Source organism: Mucilaginibacter sp. P2_D11 (assembly GCF_056404435.1).
Genome location: NZ_JBFUEA010000003.1, coordinates 23,031 through 46,801, shown reverse-complemented (window position 1 = coordinate 46,801; position 23,771 = coordinate 23,031). Strand labels below are relative to the sequence as shown.

At 46.7% G+C, this 23,771-nt stretch carries 20 protein-coding genes; 4 read left to right on the top strand and 16 right to left on the bottom strand.

Annotated elements, in window-relative coordinates; translation table 11 throughout:
* Positions 1–18: 18 nt before the first annotated feature.
* The 12 genes from AC1DXC_RS05070 to AC1DXC_RS05015 form a co-directional block, all read right to left on the bottom strand.
* Positions 19–3,276, bottom strand: a complete 3,258-nt coding sequence (locus AC1DXC_RS05070) for a TonB-dependent receptor (protein WP_477458051.1) — start codon at positions 3,274–3,276, stop codon at positions 19–21.
* A 174-nt stretch (positions 3,277–3,450) separates the two neighbouring features.
* Positions 3,451–4,053: a helix-turn-helix domain-containing protein gene (locus tag AC1DXC_RS05065; RefSeq protein WP_477458050.1), complete on the bottom strand. Its 603-nt coding sequence runs from the start codon at positions 4,051–4,053 to the stop codon at positions 3,451–3,453.
* 80 nt (positions 4,054–4,133) lie between these two features.
* Entirely contained in the window at positions 4,134–5,573 is a 1,440-nt protein-coding gene (locus tag AC1DXC_RS05060; RefSeq protein ID WP_477458049.1) for a hypothetical protein, read from the bottom strand.
* A 43-nt stretch (positions 5,574–5,616) separates the two neighbouring features.
* On the bottom strand, positions 5,617–8,406 hold the full coding sequence (locus AC1DXC_RS05055; RefSeq protein ID WP_477458048.1) for a TonB-dependent receptor: 2,790 nt from the start codon (positions 8,404–8,406) through the stop codon (positions 5,617–5,619).
* A 196-nt stretch (positions 8,407–8,602) separates the two neighbouring features.
* A complete protein-coding gene (locus tag AC1DXC_RS05050; protein WP_477458047.1) occupies positions 8,603–9,043 on the bottom strand; it encodes a MarR family winged helix-turn-helix transcriptional regulator in 441 nt (146 codons plus the stop codon).
* 101 nt (positions 9,044–9,144) lie between these two features.
* Positions 9,145–9,519 (bottom strand): hypothetical protein, encoded by a 375-nt coding sequence (locus AC1DXC_RS05045; protein ID WP_477458046.1) that lies wholly within the window; start codon positions 9,517–9,519, stop codon positions 9,145–9,147.
* Between the two features lie 121 nt (positions 9,520–9,640).
* Positions 9,641–10,864, bottom strand: coding sequence for a glycosyltransferase family 4 protein (locus tag AC1DXC_RS05040; RefSeq protein ID WP_477458045.1), 1,224 nt, complete (start codon positions 10,862–10,864; stop codon positions 9,641–9,643).
* 15 nt (positions 10,865–10,879) lie between these two features.
* Positions 10,880–11,044 carry a hypothetical protein gene (locus AC1DXC_RS05035; protein WP_477458044.1) on the bottom strand — a complete coding sequence of 55 codons (165 nt, stop codon included), beginning with the start codon at positions 11,042–11,044 and terminating at the stop codon, positions 10,880–10,882.
* 63 nt (positions 11,045–11,107) lie between these two features.
* Positions 11,108–11,815 carry an ankyrin repeat domain-containing protein gene (locus AC1DXC_RS05030; protein ID WP_477458043.1) on the bottom strand — a complete coding sequence of 236 codons (708 nt, stop codon included), beginning with the start codon at positions 11,813–11,815 and terminating at the stop codon, positions 11,108–11,110.
* Positions 11,816–12,053: 238 nt separating this feature from the next.
* Positions 12,054–12,671 (bottom strand): N-acetyltransferase family protein, encoded by a 618-nt coding sequence (locus AC1DXC_RS05025; protein ID WP_477458042.1) that lies wholly within the window; start codon positions 12,669–12,671, stop codon positions 12,054–12,056.
* 226 nt (positions 12,672–12,897) lie between these two features.
* Positions 12,898–13,263: a VOC family protein gene (locus tag AC1DXC_RS05020; RefSeq protein WP_477458041.1), complete on the bottom strand. Its 366-nt coding sequence runs from the start codon at positions 13,261–13,263 to the stop codon at positions 12,898–12,900.
* Between the two features lie 266 nt (positions 13,264–13,529).
* On the bottom strand, positions 13,530–14,099 hold the full coding sequence (locus AC1DXC_RS05015; protein ID WP_477458040.1) for an RNA polymerase sigma factor: 570 nt from the start codon (positions 14,097–14,099) through the stop codon (positions 13,530–13,532).
* A 492-nt stretch (positions 14,100–14,591) separates the two neighbouring features.
* Here AC1DXC_RS05015 and AC1DXC_RS05010 point away from each other — a divergent pair, with 492 nt between their 5' ends.
* The gene (locus AC1DXC_RS05010; RefSeq protein ID WP_477458039.1) at positions 14,592–16,142 is read left to right on the top strand and encodes an NAD(P)/FAD-dependent oxidoreductase; all 1,551 of its coding nucleotides are present in this window, start codon (positions 14,592–14,594) and stop codon (positions 16,140–16,142) included.
* Positions 16,143–16,205: 63 nt separating this feature from the next.
* Here AC1DXC_RS05010 and AC1DXC_RS05005 read toward each other — a convergent pair whose 3' ends face one another.
* Positions 16,206–16,991 carry a GDSL-type esterase/lipase family protein gene (locus AC1DXC_RS05005; protein WP_477458038.1) on the bottom strand — a complete coding sequence of 262 codons (786 nt, stop codon included), beginning with the start codon at positions 16,989–16,991 and terminating at the stop codon, positions 16,206–16,208.
* Between the two features lie 22 nt (positions 16,992–17,013).
* A complete protein-coding gene (locus AC1DXC_RS05000; RefSeq protein WP_477458037.1) occupies positions 17,014–18,033 on the bottom strand; it encodes an aldo/keto reductase in 1,020 nt (339 codons plus the stop codon).
* Between the two features lie 114 nt (positions 18,034–18,147).
* On the opposite strand from AC1DXC_RS05000, the gene AC1DXC_RS04995 reads away from it, so the two are divergent.
* Both AC1DXC_RS04995 and AC1DXC_RS04990 read left to right on the top strand, forming a co-directional pair.
* Positions 18,148–18,474: a hypothetical protein gene (locus AC1DXC_RS04995; RefSeq protein WP_477458036.1), complete on the top strand. Its 327-nt coding sequence runs from the start codon at positions 18,148–18,150 to the stop codon at positions 18,472–18,474.
* Positions 18,475–18,528: 54 nt separating this feature from the next.
* The gene (locus tag AC1DXC_RS04990; protein WP_477458035.1) at positions 18,529–20,133 is read left to right on the top strand and encodes a mechanosensitive ion channel family protein; all 1,605 of its coding nucleotides are present in this window, start codon (positions 18,529–18,531) and stop codon (positions 20,131–20,133) included.
* 54 nt (positions 20,134–20,187) lie between these two features.
* Here the strand turns inward: AC1DXC_RS04990 and AC1DXC_RS04985 are convergent, their stop codons facing one another.
* Positions 20,188–21,171: an acyl-ACP desaturase gene (locus AC1DXC_RS04985; RefSeq protein ID WP_477458034.1), complete on the bottom strand. Its 984-nt coding sequence runs from the start codon at positions 21,169–21,171 to the stop codon at positions 20,188–20,190.
* Between the two features lie 39 nt (positions 21,172–21,210).
* Positions 21,211–22,284 (bottom strand): glycoside hydrolase family 5 protein, encoded by a 1,074-nt coding sequence (locus AC1DXC_RS04980; RefSeq protein ID WP_477458033.1) that lies wholly within the window; start codon positions 22,282–22,284, stop codon positions 21,211–21,213.
* Positions 22,285–22,715: 431 nt separating this feature from the next.
* Between AC1DXC_RS04980 and AC1DXC_RS04975 the strand changes: the two genes are divergently transcribed.
* Complete coding sequence (locus AC1DXC_RS04975) at positions 22,716–23,765, top strand: sensor histidine kinase (protein ID WP_477458032.1); 1,050 nt, start codon at positions 22,716–22,718, stop codon at positions 23,763–23,765.
* The last annotated feature ends 6 nt before the right edge of the window (positions 23,766–23,771 follow it).

Below are 23,771 nucleotides of genomic sequence, written 5' to 3'. Positions count from 1 at the left end.
TTTAAGTTTTGTTTGAGTTTAGAATGCGTAACGCAAGCCAAACTGCATCTGCCAGCGCGAGGCGAACAGGTCAACAGAGTAAGGCACGCCCGGATCGGTAAAGTTGTATTTAGGATACGTTGTAGGTGCATTAGCAAATGTAGGGGTAGTTTTTGCGGTTAAGCCTATGCTCGAAGTTGAGTTGAAGGTGTTAGCCGAGAAGTAGTACTGGCCCCAGTGCTTATTAAGCAGGTTGGTTAAGTTTACGATATCGTAAGTGAAAGTAATTACTTGCTTACGTTTGCCGCTGCCGAACTTAAAGTCTTGCGAGAAACGGAAATCTAAGTTATTGTTCCATGGCGTAAAGGCTGCATTACGCTGGGTGAATTGGCCACGGCGGGTAGCTAAGTATTTATCTTTATCAATGAAAGCATCAAATGCTGCTGCCTGTTGTGCTGCGGTTGCGCCGCCTACAACATCGCTAAAGAAGTTTACGGTTTCGCCAACCTTTGGTATGTAGGCTAAGCTAACCTGCTGACCTGTACCATCTATAGAGCTTGGCAGGAAGCCGTAAGAGTACGGGTTACCCGATTGTGCGCTCAGGAAGAAGCTAAAGTTAGCTGTGTAGTTGGTGTTGCCACCCCAGTTAACCATATAGTTAACGGTTGACACGATGCGGTTACGGATATCGAAGTTGGAGTTAGCTAACCCCGGGCTGTTTGGATTAAGCGCCTGGTTCAACTGCCAGTTACTTTCCATTGAGTTACGGATACCGTTGGTGATATCCCTGGAGTGGCCGTAAGTATAAGCTACCGACGCATTCAGACCCCAAGGGAAAGTTTTTGCCACCTGAGCAGTTAAGCTGTAGCGGTAACCCTGGTTGGTGTTTGATAACAGGTAAGCGTTGGTATATGATGTGTTAACGCCTTTGTTAATGAAGATAGGCTGTTCTTTATTTACATCATATGGGTAATAGGTAACCTGATCGGTAGTGTTTACCTGCTGGAACTTTAAGTCGTGGATTACTTTGGTGTAGATACCTTCTACCGTAAATTTCCATTTATCGGCAGTGGTATAGTCATACGCTAAGTTGCTCCTCCATACCTGTGGCATTTTGAAGTTGTTATCTATCAAGTCTACCTGGGTTGGGCCGGTTGCAGATGTATTTACCGCCGGTATTTGTTGGTTTACATAACCTAAACCACCGTTGCTGGGTGCCTGCACAGGGTTTGTACCCGGGGTGATAGGCGCAGTTGCACTTGGTTTTTTATCATACGCACCATAAGTATCGCCATTGTTGTAGAATGCATAGCCAAACCATGCGAAAGGTACACGGCCTGTAAAGAAGCCCGAACCACCGCGCAATACTGCGGTTTGGTCGCCATTGATATCGTAGTTAAACGATACGCGTGGGTTTACCTCTACATTGTTCAGGTATTTATTAGTGATGTTGGCAGGTTTGGTGTAGGTAAAGGTATTACCGTAGTTAGCATCAACCGGTGCATTTGTTGTTTTAGTGCTAAGCGGTTGCTTGTTAGGCACGCCAGCATAATCAAAACGCACGCCAGCAGTCAGTTTGAAGTTATCGGTAAGCTGTATCTCGTCCTGGCCGTAAAAGCTAAGCAGGTTTACTTTAAACTGTGCAGATGGGTTAGCCAGGATATAATCGCGGGTGTTGTTTACGTAGTTGTAGTTGGCACGTGTACGCGATGGGTTGTTGGCCAAAAAGTTGGCAACGCTGCTGTAAGCTATACGGCCGTTCCAGGCGTTTACAAAATCGTAAGTGATGTTGTAGAACTCGTTGTGGGTACCAAATGTCCAGGTGTGTTTGCCTGCAGATAAGGTAAGGTTATCGGTAAACTCGGTGGTTTTTTGGCGCATATCGAATATGGCGGCTTCGCGGTCGGTACCCAGGAAAATGGTAGTACCAGGCGTGTTACCGGTTATTTCTATCTGCGGCAAAGCTGGGTTAGATGTTGGGTCGCGAAAATCGTGCACGTTAGAGTAACCAATAACCAGGCTATTGCTCAACGTGTTGCTGAACCTTGATTTCAACTCGGCAACGGTTGATGTAGAGTTGTTGTGCGACACGTAATCGATACCGCCGAAACGAAAGTTTTGCTGATCGCGCTCTAAGTTGGTTGCGGTAGAGCTGATGGTGTTGTTACGCAGGGTCAACTGGTTTTTATCGTTGATGTTCCAGTCTATCCTGTTGAAGTATTTGTTTGACCGTGAGTAGATCGAAGTGTTATTGTAAGTACCCGGATCGAAACCGTAGCTCTGCATCTTGGCAGTAATATTCTGCGCATCGGTTAAGGTAAGTACTTTTGCAGAACCTGCAGTACCGGCACCGGCAATAACAGGATCCTGGCGGCGGGCAATCTCTTCGTTGGTGAAGAAGAACAATTTATTTTTGATCAACGGGAAACCTAAACGGATACCTGTCTGATAATCGTGGAAAGATGATGGCAAGCTGGATCCGTCGCCACCTGATGCAGTTTTAGTATTGTTTGGGCCTACCAGGAACGCGCCGCGGCCGTAACCGTAAATGGAACCGGTAACATCATTTGTACCGCTACGTGTTACGGCGTTTATGCTACCCCCCAATACGTTACCAATTTTGATATCGTACGGTGCAACCAGTACCTGTATATCCTGTATCGCGTCTAACGATACCGGGCTGGTACGGGTGCTGCTACCAACCTGGCCCGATGCGTTCGACTGGCCGCCTAATGACGGGCTGAAACCGATAGCATCGTTGTTGATAGCACCATCAAGCGTTACGTTGTTGTAACGGTAGTTGGTACCCTGGAAAGAGTTGTTGTTGCTTTGCGGCGTAGTGCGGGTAAGATCCTGCAAGCTGCGGTTGATGGTTGGCATATTGCGTATCTGGCTCTGGCTGATACGGGTAGAAGCGCCTGTTTTGCTAGCGCCGCCGTTTGCAACAACCTTAACCTCTTTAAGCGAGGTGGTTTCGTCTACCAGTAAAAAGTTGAAGCTGGCGCTACCCAGTTGCAGGGTAATATCTGCGCGCTCATCTTTTTTGTAGCCTATAAATGTGGCAGTTATAACGTAAGGACCACCGGCATTTACGTTGGCAATGGTGTAACGGCCATCGCCATTGGTTTGCGAACCATAATGGGTGCCGGTGCTGGTGTTTACCAATGAGATGGAAACGCCTGGCATCGATGCGCCTTTTTGGTCTACAACCTTTCCGCTAACCACTGCGGTGGTTATTTGTGCGTTTGCCGCAAGGGCAAAAAGTAGTGTAATCAATAAAAAGTATAGCTTTTTCATGTGTGTTATTTAAACATCACAAAGATTCGGCTATAATGTTACCCCAATGTTAAGGATGAATTAACATTTAACACGTTGTGTAATCTAAAACGTCACATCCGTGTTAACCCGATGTTAAATGGGCGTTATTGCTGCAAAATACACATAAAAGTGTTATGCAATTGTTAGGCAAATTTACGCAGCAGGCTGCAATTGTGCAAAAGCGTGTTTGGTATCTTCCAGGCTTAGGTACAGGGCTTTGGCTAACAGGGGCAGTTGCAACGCATTCAGTATCTTTTTGCCACACTCTATACGGCTCAGCAGCGCACGGTCTATTGCTATCTTTTCGGCTAGTGTGGCCTGGGAGAGGTTAAGTTCCAGCCGGTGTTCTTTAATGTACGCCCCAAAATGCGGGTAGTGACTCAAATCGGGTTTGGTTTGCAGCACTTCTTCGGCGGCTGCCGATAGGCTGGCCGGCATCTGCGGCAATAGTATATTATTATCAAAAAACTGGCTAAAGTTTACCGACATCTGCTCAAACAACTTCTCATCTATACAGTAGGTTGCTTCAGAGCGCACGTTCCGTACCTTTATTATCCCCAACCCACGCAATTCCTGTATGTGTTTGTTGATGGTTTTTGCATTAAGGCTGCTTGCATAAACCGCCTGTTTGGTAAGGCAGTTGCCGTTCTCTGCTATCATGCGCAGTATAAAAACCCGTATAGGCAAAGCAATGGCCCGGGCAAAAGCTGATATCTGGGTATCTATTTCGCTGAAATGTGCATGCAATAAACTCATTGGGTAGATAGTATTCGGCAACATTAAAAAAAGCTGCCCCATGGTTATCCCGGGGCAGCTTTTTTAATAATTTCAGGTTATTATTTTACAGCGCCCGGAGTTTCGTAAGGCAACGTTTGCGGGCTGAAATGAGCCCAACCGGTTGTCCAGTCGGTAGTACCGAAAGCACCTTTGAAAGTAACTTGTTCAAAGAAAGCATCAGTAACTTTAGCGTTAGTGAAAGCAGCGCCTGTTAAAGCAGGAGAAGCAGCAATCTGTATAAAGTTAGGAACACCAGCTCTTACAGCAGGAGCAATATCAGCAGCAAATTTGTAAGCATCGGTATAGATACCAGCAGCGTACAGGTCAGGTGAGAAAGTGTTAACAGCTGTAAGCAATGGGGTAACAACACCTAAAGCAGTAGCGTTAGAGGCTTTGATCTGGTTGCCTTTGCCGTTGCTGCCGGCAATTAGGTTGTTAGCAAATACCGAAGTACCGGCTACTAAGTTACCTGATGCGTTTGCAGGGGCAGTACCGGCTGCATCATCGTAAAATACACCTTCGGTATAACCAGTGATAACTGAGTTTAAGATGCTGATAGATGAGTTACGACGGATTTGCGCACCATGCTGAAAGTTAGCATTGATTGCTGTAAAAGCCGCAGTTTCTTTAGGGCCTAAGATAGTCATGTTAGAGAAAACCGCAGAAGTTTGCGGGGTGATGTTTGCACCGGCGCCGTTGTTATCAGATTCGAAACCGTTTGAACCGGATACGTCTGCAGTGGCCGCTAAACGCTGAGCCAAACCAAATTGTATCTTACCGGAGAAACCGAAATCTGTATCGAAATCATCATCCCATGAATCTATGGCTAATAAGTGTTTTGCATTTACAGTACCGCCAAACCACTCGAAAGCGTCGTCGCCGGAACGGTAAACCTCAACGTAATCGATAGTGGTACCAGAACCAACGCTGCCAAAAGTAAGGCCGTTGATCTCGTTATCGGGGCCCAATGGGATACCGGCATATTCTATACGTACATATTTTAAAGTACCGGAGTTATCAGCAGCATTAGTGCCACCGTATTTACCTTTATCGGTTGCATCAGATATACCTTCTATAGATACCGAAGCACCTGCGTTGTTAGGTGCATTACCCAAAAGGATAATACCACCCCAGTCGCCTTGCGAACGGCCACCTGCAGCAACATTAGAGGTAAATACAATCGGTTTATCAACTGTACCAACGGCCTCTATTTTAGAGCCACGGGTGATGATTAAAGCGCCTTTAGTTGCTTTATCACCTTTAATCAGGGTGCCTGCCTCTATTGTCAGGACAGCGTTACCGGTAACGAATACGTTGCCTTTTAACAGATAAATTTTATCTGCTTTCCAGGTAGTAGCGGCAGTAATATCGCCGGTTACGGTAACAACATTAGATGTTACCGGCGGGTCAACTATCGGTTCGTCATCTACTGTTTTTTTGGAGCAGCTTGTGAAGGCTATGCTTAAGCTTAAGGCTGCCAAGAAGAATACTTTTTTCATTTCTGTTTTAGTTTATAGATATACTTAATATTGATTTGATCTTTTAAAAGGTGTAATTGAACGAGAACGAATAGTTGCTGCCTGGTTTGTAGCTGCTTTGCGTACCATCGGTGGCATCGTAAACTTTGTTCTTGTTAAAGTCGTAGTAGTAGGTTGCCCGTTGGTTGAAGATGTCGCCGGCGTTAAATTTGATTTCGCCTTTGCTCTTTAAAACCTTTATACTCAATTGTACGTCAACCACGTCTCTTGGTGCTTCCCAAACGCTTTCGTAAATAGCGCCTGCGGCTACCGAAAGCTTGCGCCCAACCCTGTTGTACAGGGCGTTGAAACTCATTTTATTATCGAGGAAGGTGTGCTGCAACCCGGCGTTGATTACATATGGTGCCTGGCCAACCAAAGGGCGCTCTTTTTCTAAGAAGTTAAGGCGGCCATCTGTAGGGTTGATTGCTTTGGATTTGATTACCGACAGGTTTGTATAAGCTGTAGTGTTTTTAAAGAAATTGCCCGTGCCGATAAAATCAAGCGATTTACGTATCTCCAGCTCGGCACCGTAAACGTTGGCATTATCTGAGTTGAAGTAAGTAATGGTACGGGTAGAGTTTGCATCGTTGTTATAAGCCTCGATAGCATGCGTAAACTTTTTATAGAAACCCGATACCGAGATAATTTGCCCTGCAGAAGGATAAAGCTCGAAACGGACATCAAAGTTATTGATGCTTGCTTTTTTCAGCAGCGGGTTACCTTGCTGAAATGCAAGCAACTCGTAATCGTAATACATCGATGTGGCAAGCTCCCTAAACTCGGGGCGGGCAAGGGTACGCGAGTACGATGCACGCAGGTTTATTTTAGGGGTGAGGGCGTAGGTTAAGTTAGCCGACGGTAATACGTCTACATAGTCTTGCTTAACCTGGTCTGCTGCGTTGGCTAAAACCTTCGGCGTAACGTCTACATTAAATTGCTCTGCGCGGGCGCCCCAAACCAGCCTCAGATTACTAGTCAGCTTGTTATCCAACATAGCATAACCGGCGTTGGTTAGCGAGTTGGCGGTGTATGAATCAGGGCGGCCATCAATTTCCTGTAGCTCGTACACGTTGGCATTTATCAAATCCCTTCCAAACAAAGTACTTAGTGGCCTTTGTTTAATGGCATTAGCGTCTGTTACATCTACGTTGCCTCTTATTACTGCGCCTAAAAAGCGTGCATCGTATTCCCTGTTACGGTACAAAGAATTAAAACCGGCTTTAAAGGTGCCTTTTTGCTTAAACATTTTAACCGGGAGCGAGTAGTTTATCGCACCGTTGTAAGAGTCTTCGTTCAGTTTAGCAAACAGGGTAGCATTTTCTTTACCTAAAGAAGAAATGTTCGCCTGGAAAGGGTCGCCGCTGCCAATATTGCGCGAGTAACTGGTTTTACGCTGACCGGGCTGATCGTTAAGTACGTTGGCGTAGCTCACCTCCCAGTTAATTTTTGCGCCTTTGTCGCCTAAAGGATGGTTACCTTCTAAAGTTGATTTCAGCAAGGCTTTCTGCAGAAGATCGAAAGCGTAGTATTTCAGGTCGACACCCGAGCCTGTATTGCTACCTGTACGGTACAGGAACTGGTCGTCGAAAATCCTGTTGTAAACGTTTTTAAAGGTTATTTTATTCTTACCGAAGGTGTAACCAACGTTTAGCAATGCCCCAATGTTGGTAGAAAATTTGTAAATATCATCGCTATAATGATTATCGTAGTAATCGCGCTTGATGTCGCTACCAATTGTTTGCGAGTTACGGTACGTTAAAGCCAAAATAGCGCCGAAACGGTTGCCGCTTTTCAGGTCTTTTACCTTACCAATAGTAAACTGGTAGTTTTGAGTTGGTAGTGCCGTGTTTTTGTAAATATTATAGTCGGATGGCAGGCTTCTTAACAAACGGATGTTACGATCTGTAGTTAAACCGTTAACAATGCTGTTAAAAGATGAGAAACCATTAGCCAATTGCCTGTCGCCGTTATCAAAACCTAAATAATCGGTTGCGTTACGCGGGCCGCTCAGGAAATCTTTAAAGGTAGAAGCTGTGTTATAACCACCGCCAATGCCGAACGAAACGAAATTCTGGTCTGGCAAATCTTTGGTGAAAATATGGATAAGGCCACCTGCAAAATCGCTCGGCTGATCTGGCGTGGCTGTTTTGGTAATGGTAAGGTTCTCTACCAGGTTTGATGGTACGATATCGAACGAGAATGCTTTCCTGTTCGGCTCGGTGCTTGGCAACGCGGCGCCATCAAGCAAAGCAGAGTTGTACCTATCGCTAAGGCCACGGATAACCACAAATTTATTATCCTGTACGGTGGCACCGCTTACACGTTTTAAAACGTCGGCGGTGTTCCTGTCTGGCGAGCGGCGTATAACTTCAGACGATATACCGTCTGAGATAGAAACGCTGTTCTTTTGCAAGGCATACAGCGCCGTTACCGACTCCTGGCGGTAGGTTGCTTTAATAACAACCTCGTTTAGCGCCGTACTTACCGATGGCGCCAGGGCAACATCAAGCGGGGTTGCAGCATTGGCTTTAACCTCTATATCAGATATCGATTTTGTTTGGTAGCCTATATACCGCACCAATATGGTGTACCGGCCCGGCGCTATGCCGTTTAGCGAGTACCGGCCCTCTACATCGGTAGCAACACCTTTGGTAGTACCCTCTATGCTCACGGTTGCGCCTATGAGGGTTTCGCTGTTTTTCTGATCTATTATCTTACCAACTATTTTACCGGTATTTTGGGCAGTGGCGGTTAAACCTGCACATGCAAATACAAGTATTAAGCCAAGGAAATGTATAACTTTTTTCACCATTAATATTTTGATGCAAAGCTATCCCACACATCTTTCCCCGGCGATTTTTGGCCATTATCAAACCATTATATGTTATTATGCTTATGGTTACCAATGGTTCAATATTATAACCATTTATACTTACGGCAGCCGCGCCAATGTTAAATTTTTGCCCGCATATGCACAAACGGGCACTAAACCGAACACACCTTGATGCTTAATTTCCTGCCACCATCATATCGTTAAGCTTGCCGTTTACCTTATTTAGTACCCTTATGCAATTGTACATTTCCTGCCAGGTGAGGTCCTCGGCCATTTGCTCTTCAAATACGTTGAACAGGTTGTTCATTACGCCTACGGTATCCTGCGCCTTTGCGGTAAGCGAAAGCAGTTTGCCCCGGCGGTCTTTATGGTTTACGGTTTTGGTTACGTAGCCTTTCTCTTCCAGAGCTGCAATAATGGCCACCATGTTCGATTTTTCTATCAACAGCGTATCACAAATAAACTTTTGTGTGCTACGGCCGCCCTGGCGGCTCAGCAGCAGTATTATTTGATAGTGCTGATAAACGTCTATCTCTTTTAAAACGGTAAATAAATATTGATGATAAGATTTATTGGCCAGCATCAATTGCAGGCTTAAGTCTTCCCCGAAATTCATAATAAAAAGTTGAGGCCCGGGCCCCTGCGAAAAACAGGCCGACGGGCAAATTGCCGATTGCGTTAATTATTAATGGATGGGCTTAACAGCCGGCAAGGAAATTAAATAAGCAGGGTTTGCAGCCGAAGGTATTTCTGCGAAACGGGCAAGGGCGCTTTGCGGGAGAGGAAGCGCGAATAAAAATCTTTAAGCGGGTACTGGCAGGCACAAAAAAACAAGCCGAATACCAGGAAAATTGCAAATATGGGCCGCAGTTTTAAATGAACCGGCGGCGAGGAAAGGTGCTTCTTTTTGATGAATTCCCAACTTGCATCATGTATGCCATGATCTACAACGGGTTGAGATGGCGCTTTTTGTTTCACAATTAAATGCCTGGGATGGCTTGCCCGGTAGCCATAAAGCGCAACAGCAGCAGGCAGCACGTTTATGAACAACGTTATTGCCAGAAACAGGAACTTCGAAAACGCTTTTAACATCCGGGTGGTTGTTACACAGGTAACAATCAAAGTTCAGCATCTTGCGGCTGGCAATCAACAAAACTAAATTTGTTAACCAAAGCTTAATACTAATTAAACATTGGTAAGCGGGCGCTGTGTGTTAGCCGGCCACTTCCAGGTCGGCAACGGCTAAGGGGTATGCTGCCAACTCCCGCAGGCAGTTGAAGTAATGGGCAGCAAGGTCGTCCCAATTAAGGCGGCCGCTGTATTCCAGGCCTTTCTCTGCAAACTGATTGGCCAGTGCCTTATTGTTTAAGGTGCGGGTTATTTTTTCAATATAATCGGCTGCATCATATGGCTTGCATTTAAAGCCATTGATACCTTGCTCAATAAAATCGGCCGAGCCTCCCCCATCGGCTATTACGCAGGGCAGGCCCGATGCCATAGCCTCGAGCACTACATTGCCATACGTTTCTGATACAGAAGGGAACAGGAAGATATCTGCCGAGGCATATAAAACGGAGAGTTGGCTATGACCCACCTTCCCGGTAAAAACGGCGTTGGGCATACGGGTTTTGCATGCTTTTAATGCGCTGCCATCGCCGGCAATTACGAAGTTTACTGCGGGGTTCTGGCTTTGCATACCATCGTAAACCTCAAAAAGCGTTTCGAGGTTCTTTTCCCATACCAGGCGGCTGGCAAATAATATAGTAGGGTTGTCGTTACCGGTAAGTTCGCGCAGCGCCTTTTTATTTCTTTTTTGCGGAGAGAAAAGACCGGCATCCATGCCTCGCTTCCATATTTGCATGCGACTGGGCTGTACGCCCATTTCGGCAAGTTCCGCCTTCATGCTTTCCGATGGTACATATATCCTATCGCATTGGTTATAAAACAGCTTGTGCCGGGCAACTACCAGCTGCCGGGTGCTGTTTATTAAAAACGGCAGGTGCTTAAAATAGTAATCTATATAGGAGATGAAATGCGTGTGGTAGATAGTTATTACCGGCAGGCCATTTTGGCGCGCGTAATTTAACCCGAAGTTGCCCAGCAACGATGGTGTGGCAATGTGCACCACATCGGGCGCGAATTTGCGCAGCGCGTGTTTCATGCGGCTTTCAGCTAATACCGGCAAGGCTAATGAGTAGCCCTGGTTTACGAACAAGGATACATGCGGCACGCTCATGCTCTGATGGCCCTTGATGCTCTCCGGCCCTTCGCCGTATATAAACAGAAACTCGAACCGCTTATCGTCTATACGGTCAATCAGCTGGTACATGGTGCGTATGGCACCATCCAGCCCTTCGGTCAATATCTCGGCAAAAAAGGCTACGCGCACCCTCGGCCCGGTATAGGCAGGTGCAACAATACCCCACTCGTTCATCATATAATCCCCTCCTGTTCAGAATGGCACCGGCGCGCTACGGCGACCTTTACGCCTCATTTTAGCGCGTTGCCTTATTTCTTTTAAAGCGCTTTTATCTTTGGGCGTGCGCATGGCCACCCAAATTACGAATGCTGCTATCGCCAGCATCACCAGGTCGATTGTAGTATATCCCGCTTCCATAATAGCCTTAATTTTATGATAATAAAGCTACGGACCTAGTTTAACCGGGGTGTTAAGTTTATATTATGATACGTCCCTCGTTAAAACAGGCAGTATAGCCTGTGGCCGCTGGCGTTCGGCAAGCATCATTGGGCTAACGCCGGCTTGGTTTGTTAGGTTGGGGTTTGCGCCGTAGCGCAGCAGCAACTCTATCTGTGGCAAAGGATACTTCTTTTTTACGGCATGGTGCAGGGCGGTGTTGCCCTGCTTGTCGGCGGCGTTAGGGTTGGCGCCGTTGGCCAGCAGCCATTCGGCCACGGCAAACCTTTTCCAGTTGAAGGCCGCCAGCAATGGCGTTTCGCCTATGCTGCTATCGTCTATATCGGCTCCATGGCTTTTAAACAGGGCGGCGGCTTCGGCATCATCATACCACACAATCGCAAACATGCAATTATGCGGGTTGGCACCATTCATCAATAGCCAGGTATAAAGGGTTTTGTTACGGCCGCGCGTATAGGCATACCAAAGCGGCCGGGCCGGGAAAAAGCCGCAGTTCTCATCCTTTATCCGGTGCACCGCGTCTATATCCATTCCGCTGTTTAACAATACCTGTAACATGCGCAGACTGTCCGCTTCTTTATCCGGGTGTTTTGCTATCACTACACCGCAAAGGTAATGCAAGGCGTTCTTGCCATCGTCCTCGGCCCAGGTAAGCCATTTAGGTTCGGCTGTAAGCAGTTTTTCAACCTTGGGCAAATCGAGATTCTTAACGGCGATAATAAATTTGTTCATGGATAGAATGTTTTAAGTATTCGAAATCTTAGAACTCGCGACTTGTCGCCAGCACATTTGACTCACCCCGGGTTCGCTATCGCTGCCCGACCCTCTCTCCGCAAGCGGAAAGAGGGTAAGCTGCAATTTCTTACCCTCTTTGCGAAGCAGAGTCGCCCAGCGAAGCGACGGCGGGGTGAGTCAACTCGCCACGCGGGCATCGCCGCAAAATTTTCGAACCCTCATGGATTGAATTCTTTTATTGTTTACACACTGAAATCAGCGCCCGCAAATCGGGCCAGCCGTATCCACCGTCGAAATCGCCGTTGGCTGCGTACAGCCTTTGCCCGCCCATGGCTTCGTAAAACCAGCAGGTGGGGTTTTCGGGCTCGGCAAACAGCAGCATATTAGTAATGCCCATAGCCACAAACCTGCCGGCGCAAACACAAAGCATCTTTTTGCCGAAGCCCAGCCGCTGGTATTCCTTTAAAAGATATATCTTATTCAACTCCCCATCGTAGGCAGGCATGTTGGCGTGGGCATACTTCTTGCCCTTTACAAAACCTACCAGTTTGCCCGCAGGGCCTTGCAGCACCAGGCAAAACCAGGTGCCATCCATCTGTTTAAATTGCTCCGCCCATTGCCAGGCGCGGAGGGCGGCAGTGGGTGGTTTTTTAACCATGGGATAAGTTTGCGCCCAGGCAATGGCGTGCAATTCGGCAAGGGCCGGAATATCCTCGGGCACTGCATCACGAAGCACGAACTGCTCAAGCCTTTCCCCGCGCCCGCGCAACAGCCTGGTATTAGCAGCCTTCGATGGTCGCGTTAAAGCAAATAATTGCCGAAGGACTGCATTGCGGAGGTTTTTGATATTCATATAATTCGGAGCTTTATTGCCTGGTAAATCTACCGGTTCATTTCTTGCTCATCGCCTAAATATGAGTTCTGTAAGTAAAGTCCTCGAAAAACAATCGTCATGTTGAATTTATTTCAACACCCCATCATAAAAGTAGCCACTATGCTTAGCCGCCATGCGCGCCGATGACCTGTCCCGTGGGGTCCCGAAACAAGTTCGGGATGACGTTGATGACTGTTTCGAACATTCAAACCACGGCTTCGGCCACGCGTATGTAATAACCGTTTATATCTATAAATGCAAACTCACGTAAGCCGTAGGGATGCGCCTTCAGCTCATCTGCCAACGGGATGCTTCTCTCCCTAAACTCAGCATAAATCCCGTCGATATCCTCAACGAACCACATCAGGGGCAGGCGGTGGCTATCGTTATTGATGTCGGCCACAAAAGCAGGGTCCTGCGCAAAAAGCAGGCGCATCTCGTCGCGCCAGATGCCGCCATCCACGTCGCCAAATTGCCATTCGTCGTGAAAGCCCAATACATCCCGGTACCATGCGATGGTTTCGACAAGGCTTTTTACAGGTAGGTGCACACCGCTGCGGATGAATTTCATTGCTTTTATTCTGATGATTTAAAACATCAGTATAAATGTAGGCACAAAGCAGGCAATAAAGCAATATGCGCCGTGATATAGCCGGATGCTTATTACGTTGGTACGGGAAATATACGGGGGAGTATTTATCCTAATCAGGGCGGTTGGGGGAATTTGCCGCTGATTATCGATTTATTGATTAAACCGGCGGGCATGCCAGGTAATCAATAAATCAGTACATCAAATATCCGTTTCCCTCTTTGTATATTGAGGGTAGGCGGCGTGGCTTATCCTGCCAGGCAGTGGCGTTCGCGGGTGGCAAGGCTGTTCAGCTTCTCTTTCAGGATAGCGCGTGCACGGTGCAGGGTAGTGCGCGATAACAGTTCGCTCATACCAAGGCTGCTGCCTATCTCCTGGTGCGAGTAGCCTTCAATGGCGTACATGTTAAAAACCGAACGGTAGGTTTTTGGCAAGGCCTGTACCATTTTCATCAACTCCTGCGCTTCCAGGCCGTTGGCGTTGTAGCTGCTACTTACCGGTATGTTCTGCTCGGCAAAATCATCAACCAAAACCAACGTTTTTGCTTTGCGGTAACGTGATATAGCGCTGTGTACCATTATACGGCGTATCCATCCTTCCAGGCTACCGTCGCCGCGGTAGTTGCGCATGTTCTTGAACATTTTGATAAAGCCTTCCTGCAGTATATCCTGTGCTTCGTCTTTATCTTTGGCGTAGCGCATGCACACGGCAAGCATTTTTGGGGCCAGCATCTTGTACAACTGTTCTTGTTGTTTCCTGTCGTTCTGTAAGCATCCTTCCCATAGGGCGCTCAACTTTGTGTCGGTGTTCGGTGTCATAGTGATATTGTAGTGATTCAGTATATGCCAAAACTCAACCATTTTTTCAAATAGCTGATTTTCAGCTGATTAATTTTTAAAGCGATTTTTAACCGTCCGCTTCCGTACAGTTAGCGTTCTTTAGCGTACGTATTGATTTGTGTGCGCCATACACTAAGTATGAAGCCATACGATACCTGACGTAATTGCGCTACAATCAGCTGCTTAATTTGGTTATTTAGGGTGTTTTAACGGGATGGTGAGGGGTGAAAAAACGCAGCTATGTGGCTATTTAAACGCAAAGAACGCGAAGAAAAAAACGCAAAGATCACAAAGTTTTTTTTGGTGATGAGTTGTAAATTTTAACGATAAATGCAGCCCTCCAATTAAAATCTTTGCGTCCTTTGCGCTCGCCAACAAGCAAATCTTTGCGCCCTTTGCGGTTAAATAATCGCCGCGCAAATAAGCAAATATGTACCTTTGTCGCATCCGGGATAAAAACCCGGCAACATCATGATAAAAGAAACAGAAATTGTTTGCCCTCCCGGGCAGCACGAAGATGAGGCTGTATTGACGGCCCTTGCCTCGGCGGCTATCAACATTCCCCAACAAAGGATACAGGGTGTAAAAATCCTGAAACGCTCTATAGATGCCCGCGGCCGCAAAGTATTGTACCGCATGCTGGTTGCCGTTTATATAGATGAACCCCAGTTGCCCGAACATTACGACCATCAGTATAAAAATGTAAAGGATGCCCGGCAGGTTATTATCGTAGGTGCTGGTCCGGCAGGTTTGTTTGCGGCCCTGCAGTGTATAGAACAAGGCCTCAAACCCATTATACTGGAGCGCGGCAAGGACGTGAAGCAACGCCGCCGCGATTTGGCCAACATTAACAAACAGGGCCTGGTGAACCCCGAATCGAACTATTGCTTCGGCGAGGGCGGCGCAGGGACTTATTCCGACGGGAAACTATACACGCGCAGCACCAAGCGCGGCGATGTTACCGGCGTACTGAAAACCTTTGTGGCCCACGGCGTTACCGAGGATATCCTGGTTGATGCCCGACCACACATAGGCACCAATAAGCTGCCGCAGATCATCACCGCCATGCGCGAGAGCATCCTGAATGCCGGCGGCGAAGTGCTGTTTGATACCAAGGTAACCGGTCTGCTGGTGCAATTCGGTAAGATACAGGGCGTACAACTGGTCGATGGTGAAAAACTGTTGGCAGATGCCGTGATACTGGCCACGGGCCACTCGGCGCATGACGTATTCCGGATGTTGCACGCACAGGGGATACTGATAGAAGCCAAACCCTTTGCCCTGGGCGTTCGCATAGAGCATCCACAAGAAATTATAGACCGCGCCCAGTACCACTGCGACATCCGCGGCCCGTACCTGCCCCCCTCTTACTACAATTTGGTAGAACAGGTAGACGACCGGGGGGTATTCTCGTTCTGTATGTGCCCTGGCGGCATCATCGCCCCTTGCGCTACCGCGGCAGATGAGATAGTGGTAAACGGCTGGAGCCCCAGCAAGCGCAACAACCCCTTTGCCAACTCGGGCACGGTGGTACAGATAAATATGGAGGATGTGCATGGCGATATGGCCGACCCTTTCCGGATGTTGGATTTTCAGCAGCGGGCCGAGCACCTGGCCTTTAAAGCCGGTGGCGGCAACCTGGTTGCCCCCGCCCAGCGCATGGTTGATTTTGTGGAGCGGCGCGTATCGGCTAACCTGCCCGTAAACTCTTACCTGCCCGGCTGCAAAAGCACAGACTTGCTTGAAGTATTGCCCGACTGGATACACGCCCGCCTGCGCAAAGCCCTCCCTGCCTTCGGCCGAAAGATGAAAGGTTACTATACCAACGAGGCGATATTGGTGGGGGTGGAATCGCGCACCTCCTCGCCCATAAAAGTCCCCCGCGACCGGGACACCTACCAACACCCTCAAGTTGCAGGCCTTTTTCCCTGCGGAGAAGGTGCGGGTTATGCCGGTGGAATTATCTCGGCCGCCATCGATGGGGTAAATTGTGCAAACGGCGTAAAAACCTATCTCGGATAGCCGCAAAAAAAAGAAAAACATCCCTTTTTTTGCGCCATTTGAGCAAAAACACGGAAAAAAACGTCAGTGTTTTGGCAGGTTCTTCAGCACTTTGTATATGGCTTTGCCCCAAAATTCGCCCAAAGCAATGGCCCCTTTTTTATTGGGGTGCAGGTAAAAAGTACCCTGCCTGCCCGGCTCCGCCTGGAAGTCCGTTTGGTAATTCTTCTTAAAATAGGCGAAAGCTTTTGTATCGCCAACAAACACATGGTCGGGGTTGGTTGATTGGTATCTTGCGGCAAGTGCATCTATTACAGGCATATAAGTCTGCAGTCGGGTAAGGCCTTCCTGCAGGTAGGTGGCGCCATTCTGGGTATTGGGGCTGTACCAAACCGGGTGCTGGTAAATAACTATCGCCGCCGGGAACTCTTTCAGTAGCGTATCGGTAATGGTTTTTAAGTTAATGCCGTAATCGCCAACGGAAACCGGAGCACCGTGCGTGCCTTTTACGGCACTATCATTGGTGCCAATCTTTATGGAAAAAATAAGTTGGGCATCATGATTGGCAAAGGCCTTTGCAGCTTGCACCACGGCAATGAAAGCCGGGGTTCCCGGCAAAAAATCGAGTGTGGTGTAGCCACTATGTCCCTGATTACTAAAGCTTACCACCCCAACTCCCTTTTGTTTTTGCAACCATGCCGATGCCACAACCGGCGGTGCCTGCGTAGCGGGGCTATCAAGGCCTGCACCGTAAGTAATGCTATTGCCGATGAATACTATGTTGAGATTACGGGTTTGGGCGTGGGTGGTTGTGATGTAGCAGATACAAAAGACCACACCGAGTATAAAACGCTTTATTTGAGTATTCATATGTTACTTCGTTTTATACTTATTACCTTTTCTCAACCCTATCATAAAACCCGCCGAAGGTATTCATCTTCACGGCATCTTCGTTAAAGAAATCGCCGGGGAAGCCAAGCTCTATCTTGCTGGCATCATCCAGTTTTTTGACTTGTTCGGGGCTTAGCTTCACATCTACCGTTTTCAGGTTATCTTTTAGCTGGTCTACCTTGGTGGCACCTACTATTGGGATACATTGGAATCCTTTGCTCATGGTCCATTGCAGGGCTACGTGGCTTTCAGATACGCCTAGTTCTTGGGCAATTTCCATTACTACGCGGGTTATCTTTTCGGCGCGCTGGTTAAGGCGATTGCTTTCGGGTTTTATGCGGCCTTTATCGCCTTTTAAGTATTTACCGGTTAGTGCGCCGCCTGCAAGCGGTGCCCATGGCGTAACCGTCATGCCGAAGTGCTTGGCCATCGGTATCAGTTCGCGCTCGGCGGTACGGGCCAGCAGGCTATACTCCACCTGCAGGGCGATGAATTGGCTCCAGCCCATCAATTCGGCAAGGGTATTGCCTTTGGCTACTACCCAGGCGGGCGTATCGCTGATAGCGGCATAGGTTATCTTGCCCTGCTTAATCAGGTCGTCCATGCCGCGCAGCACTTCATCAATTGGCGTTATATCGTCCCAAATGTGCAGATACAGCACGTCTATAAAATCAGTCTTCAAGCGTTTAAGGCTGTCCTCTACGCTACGCATCATGTTCTTGCGGTTGTTGCCGCTGGCGTTAGGGTTGCTAAGGTTGTCCTTTAGTGTGTATTTAGTGGCTAGTACAAAGTAATCGCGATCGTGGTTGCTGATGTAATCGCCTATGATTTTTTCGCTGGTGCCCAGTTTGTAAATGTTGGCGGTATCTAAGAAATTACCACCCTCATTGGCGTAAGCATCCACAATATCGAAACTTGTAGTAGCATCAGCCCCCCAGCCGGCTTCGGTGCCGAAGCCCATAGTGCCCAGACAAAGTTCGGAAACCTTAAGACCCGAACGGCCCAATAGTTTGTATTTCATTTTCGGTGTTTTTAGATGAAACAGATATAGCAAAGCTGCTGTTTTGCACGCTTAAATAAAAGCACCGGGTAAACAATAACAACAGGCAATTGTAAATATATAAATACAAAGCCCATGAAAATCATCACCCTGCATAAAGCTATAAATTCCGGGGAACTTTTTACGCACCTGCAAGAACGGTTAAATCCTATCTTCCAAAAACAACGACAAAGCGATATCAGCTTCGCGATAGCCAAAACGCCCGGCGGCATCACCATATCGCAGCCCGATTTATATGAAGGCATATTATTTAATATAGAGGTAAACGGACAGGAATTATGGATAACCCGCAATGAGCATTACGTGGATGATGTAAACTCGATAACACTTGAGTCAATCCTGAATAGTTTATACGATGATTTGTCGGATGGCTTGGGGACGGATCTGGTGCTGGAGGGCTAACCGAACTGCTCCTTATTCTAAATATAATATTTAGCTTTAGCATAAAAACTTGCTATGCGGAAATTATACGTTTTGTTGGCTTGCCTTTGTATTTGCTTTACTGCTGCAAAAGCGCAAGTACGCGAGGCCGGTTACCCCGTAGTGGTAAACCACGATACGCTTTTTACTTTTTATGCAGGCCAGGGTTTGTTTAGCCCGGCAGAGCGTGCGCAGGTGGTTACCAAAAGGATTGCATCGCTCATCAACCGGATAGATTTTAACCCCGATTCGCTCACGTTGAAAAACGACAGCGCGTTATCCATCATTACCTATAAATCGGAGATGATGCTGGCGGTTAACAACAAGGATGCCTCGCTTACCGAATTTAGCCGGCCGCAGTTGGCAGCAAGCTACCTGGCTATATTGAAAAAGCAACTGGGCAATGAGCTTGAAAATAATAGCATAAACCAACTGATTACCAACCTGCTGGAGGCCGCCGCCGTAGTGGCCGTATTGATATTATTGATATGGGCTCTTAACCGTGCCTTTCGCTGGTTGAAACTAAAAATCATAAACGCCTGGGAAAGCAGGCTTGCTAAATTAGCCGCCAAAGGTGCGCCTGTTGGTTATGCCAACCGTATTTTCCCGTTGATAAACAGCTTGTTGCGGGTGGTAAGGCTCGTCATCATTATCGTGCTGGTTTACCTGGCGCTACCGCTACTGTTTTTTATCTTCCCCTCCTCTAAGCCTTATGCAACCCTGTTGCTTGGTTATATCGTAGATCCGCTTAAGAGCATCTTGCTGGCTTTTATCCATTACATTCCCAACCTGCTTACTATAGCAGTAATTTTTACGGTAACCTACTACATTGTAAAACTGGTAAAATTTATAGCACGCGAAATTGAGCAGGGCGCATTCACCATCAATGGCTTTTATCCCGAATGGGCAATGCCCAGCTATAATATTATCCGGGTATTGCTTTATGCATTTATGTTTGTGGTGATATTCCCCTATCTGCCTGGATCCGACTCGAAGGTGTTCCAGGGGGTTACGGTTTTCCTGGGCGTGTTGTTCTCGCTTGGCTCTTCGTCTGCAATATCCAACATGGTAGCGGGCATAGTGCTTACTTACATGCGCCCCTTTAAGATTGGCGACCGCGTAAAAGTTGGCGAAATAACCGGCGACGTGATAGAGAAGAACATATTGGTTACCCGCCTCCGCACCATCAAAAACGAGGATATTACTGTGCCCAATAGCACTATTTTAAACGGGCATACCGTAAATTATACCTCTACAGCAAAAACGTTGGGGCTGATATTGAATACCACCATCACCATTGGGTACGATGCGCCATGGCAGCAAATACACCAGCTGATGATAAGTGCGGCCGAAGCAACCGAAGGCATACTGCCAGAGCCAAAACCATTCGTACTGCAAACCGCGCTTAACGATTTTAACGTGAGCTATCAGGTAAACGCTTACACCAACCTGTCTAACCAAACGGCGGGCATTTACTCGCGCCTGCACCAAAACATACAGGATAAGTTTAACGAAGCCGGGGTAGAAATTATGTCGCCGCATTACACCGCCCTACGCGATGGCAACCACATACAAATACCCAATGATTACCTGCCCGATGATTATAAAACGCAGGGGTTTAACATCAAAAAAACAGAATAGCCCAAAACAAAAAAGCCCGCTTTGCAGCAGGCTTCTTCTTATATTTCCTGAAAACTACTGTCCGTGTATCCAGCTGAATTTGTACTCCAGCATGGGGTTTTTCATGCGCTCGGCTACGCGTAATAAGCGGGCGGGCAGGTTCATGATATAGTCGCGTGCTTTTTCGCCGTTTGCTTCCAGCCCGGTGACGCTTTCTATGTGCCAGTCTTCTATCAGCTCTTTCAAAATATCTACATAATCCAAAGCTGTATAAATGCCCAGGCGCTCGGCAGCATCGGTAAAATGGCCGAAGGTTTGGCCAACCTTTAAGCCAACTTCGCGCAGGAAGTGCGCTGGCATTACTATTTTCTTGCGCATCATATCCTCAAAAGCCAGCATAGCCTCGTTGGCATCTACTTCAAAAATCTTTTCTATAAAATATTTGTATGCTTTTGCATGGCGGGCTTCGTCGCCTGCAATAACGCCGCACATTTTTGATAGTAGTGTATCGCCATCTTTTTTTGCTGCCGATGCCACCCTGCGGTGAGATACATTGGTAGCCAGCTCCTGAAAGGAGGTATAAATAAAGTTCCGGTACGGGTCGCGGCCGGTACCTATGTCAAAACCATCGGCAATAAGCCATTGGGTGCTTACCTCCATCATACGCATATTTACGCGCCCGCTTAGGTAAAGGTATTTGTTTAGCAAATCGCCGTGGCGGTTTTCTTCGGCCGTCCAATAACGGGTCCATTTCATCCAGCCGCCTTCTTCGTTGTGCGATACACCTTCAACCATGGTGAGCCACGATTCGTAGGTAGGCAGCGCCTCCTCTGTAATAGTGTCGCCAACCAATACGGCAATCAAATCATAAGATAAACCTTTCGCACTCTCCTGCAATTCTTTTATTTCGCTGAAAAAAGTAGATCGCGATGCATCAGGCAAAAAGTCTGATGGTTGCCAGATGGTATCTACAGGTTTAAGGAATTCGAACATCTTCTCCAGCATGTGGGGCTCGATGTGCGACATAACCTCCTTACGTTTTTCTTCAAAAAAGTGCATAGTACAGTATTAGCCTACAAAGTTAATCAATTAATTACATTATTGTTTTGCCTGTTTATAATCAATGGCATCCATCATGCCGGTTGATAGGTTTTTAACAGAGGGCTGGCCGTTAAATATCGAAAAATTACTGTTGTAATCCCAATGAATGCCCGGAATATCTAATTTTTTTAAGGATTGCCGCACCGCTTTGATGTACCGGTAACGGCTGCCTTCATCGCTGTATTTGCGATACACGCCATACTCGCCGCAGATGATGGGCACGTAATACTTGTTGCCCCAATTTTTCACGATTTGCAAGTTATCCCGCACCGATTGCTGGTTGCCATCAACCCGGTACTGGTAATAATTGTTTTCGCCCCAGGTGCCGATTACGCCGGGGTTCATGGGCGGGTAGGTTTTGGGGTCGTAGGGGAAGGGGATGCCCGTGGTAGATACCTGGTCGCCCACCCAATCGGCACCCTGGTGGGTAAATATAAACGGCTCGTAAAAGTGGAAGGTGTAAATAATGTTCTCATCGGCCAATCTTTCCATACGGCTCAGTTCGTAAATACTGTTATAATTGGAGGCGCCTACTATCAGCGTACGTTTGGCATCCTCTTTGCGTATGGCGGTAACGATGTTGTATGCGGCATCTTTCCACACTTTGGGGTTTATGGGGCCTGGTTCATTGTAAATCTCGAAAAAAAGTAAATTGGGGCTCTCTTTTTTGTATCTTTTAGCTAATAATAACCACTGGTTAATTACCTTTTGGGTTTCGGTTATATAATTATTATCATTTATTTTACCGTAATGGTAATCTATGATCAATTTTATATCGTATAACTTACATTGTTTCAAAACTTCATCAATGTGGGCAAATACTTTCCCAACAGGGATTTGGGTGGTCTCGAAGTGTTCAAATGCTACGGGTAAGCGTATGGTGGAAACTTTAAGTTTCTTAAGCAGTTCGTAATCGGCCTTTTTTAGGGGATTTGCGCTTAACACATCCTTGTTCCACCATTGTTCGAGCCATGAAATGCTCACGCCGTTATCAAGGCTTTTAGCACGCTTGAATGCTATCTGCCTTTCGTTTAATGGAACTGGTTTGCTTTTTGCGTTAAAGCACTGCATAATTATAATAAATGGCACTAATAGCACACTTTGCGCTAATTTTAAAAGATTTAGGTTAAGAGTGGTATTTTTCACCTATGTTTAATGTTGCAACCGTTAACTGACCAGAAAAACTTATTATAATTCAACAAATAATGTTTGTTCAAATATCGAAAGAAGAATATAAAAAGGAAATCTTAAAAAAAGCATGGTACCAAACCAATAATATTATTTGGTCTATCTTCTTCCTATATCCTACATTTAGTATAGTTGACTTTATTTATGCTAAAGATATCTGGCTCCAGGTTTTTATAGTCAGAATTATAACAGTACTTATAATATATGGTCTGTACAGCTTTTTTCAAACTAAAAAGTACAATTACAGGTCGCTTCTTCATCTGACATTCTTCCTCCTTTCGGTAACATCGGCAATCTTATGCAATTTGGTGAGCATGCAAAACCAGCTTATTTATTTTTTAATGTATGCTGCTATTTTGCTGTTTTTTAATCTGCAGGTTTTTTGGGAACCCATAAATTCCATCATTCAAACTCTGCTGGCCTTATTGCTTTTAGCCATTTTTTACAACTTATTAAGCGAATTAACTTTAGACCTCGTTATCAGTAACGGCGGCACTTTCTTTTTTGTTATCGCTTTTATCTCCTGCCTTATACCAAACGCCCGTTATAAAGTAATGGCGCGCGAGGTGCGATCACAGATCCTTATCGAGAAATCCAATGACCAACTGAAAGACCAGAACCGCGACATTAACGAGAAAAACAACATCATCGACCGCCAGTACGAGCAATTGCGAAAACTGGACGACCAGAAGAACAGTTTCATCAACATAGCCGGGCACGACCTTAAGAACCTCATCAGCCAAATTATGATGAGCAATAACCTACTCAAAGAAGAGGATTACCGCCTTAGCGCCGACCAAAAGGAAATGAGCAACTACATCTCCGAATCGGCCGAGAAGATGCAGTACATGCTGAACAAACTGATGGACGTAAAGGAAATCGAATCGCCTGAAATGAAGTTCAATATGGAGATTTTCGACATCAACGCCGAGGTGATGCATGTGTTTAAAGGCTTACAGGAAACTGCCCAAATGAAGAACATACACCTGGTAGATAACATACTGAAATTGCCGCTTAACGTAAAGCTGGATAGGGTGTTTACCGGGCAGGTGTTCCAAAACCTACTCTCCAATGCTATAAAGTTTTCGCAAACAAACAACAACATACGCATTGTTACTAGCTTGCAACGCCAGAAATTTGTTTTCGAAATTATAGACGAAGGCGTGGCCATTGGGCAGCAGGAGCTGGATATGATGTTCAACAAGCTTAAAACCCTTAACGATGCATCGGCCAGTATTGAGAGCCGCCTGGGCTTGGGCTTATCTATAGCCAAACTGATGACCAAAGAGCTTGGCGGCGAGATGATGTACCGCAGCGACGATAACGGCAATTATTTCAGAGTAGAATTTTACGTAATAAACTAATACATA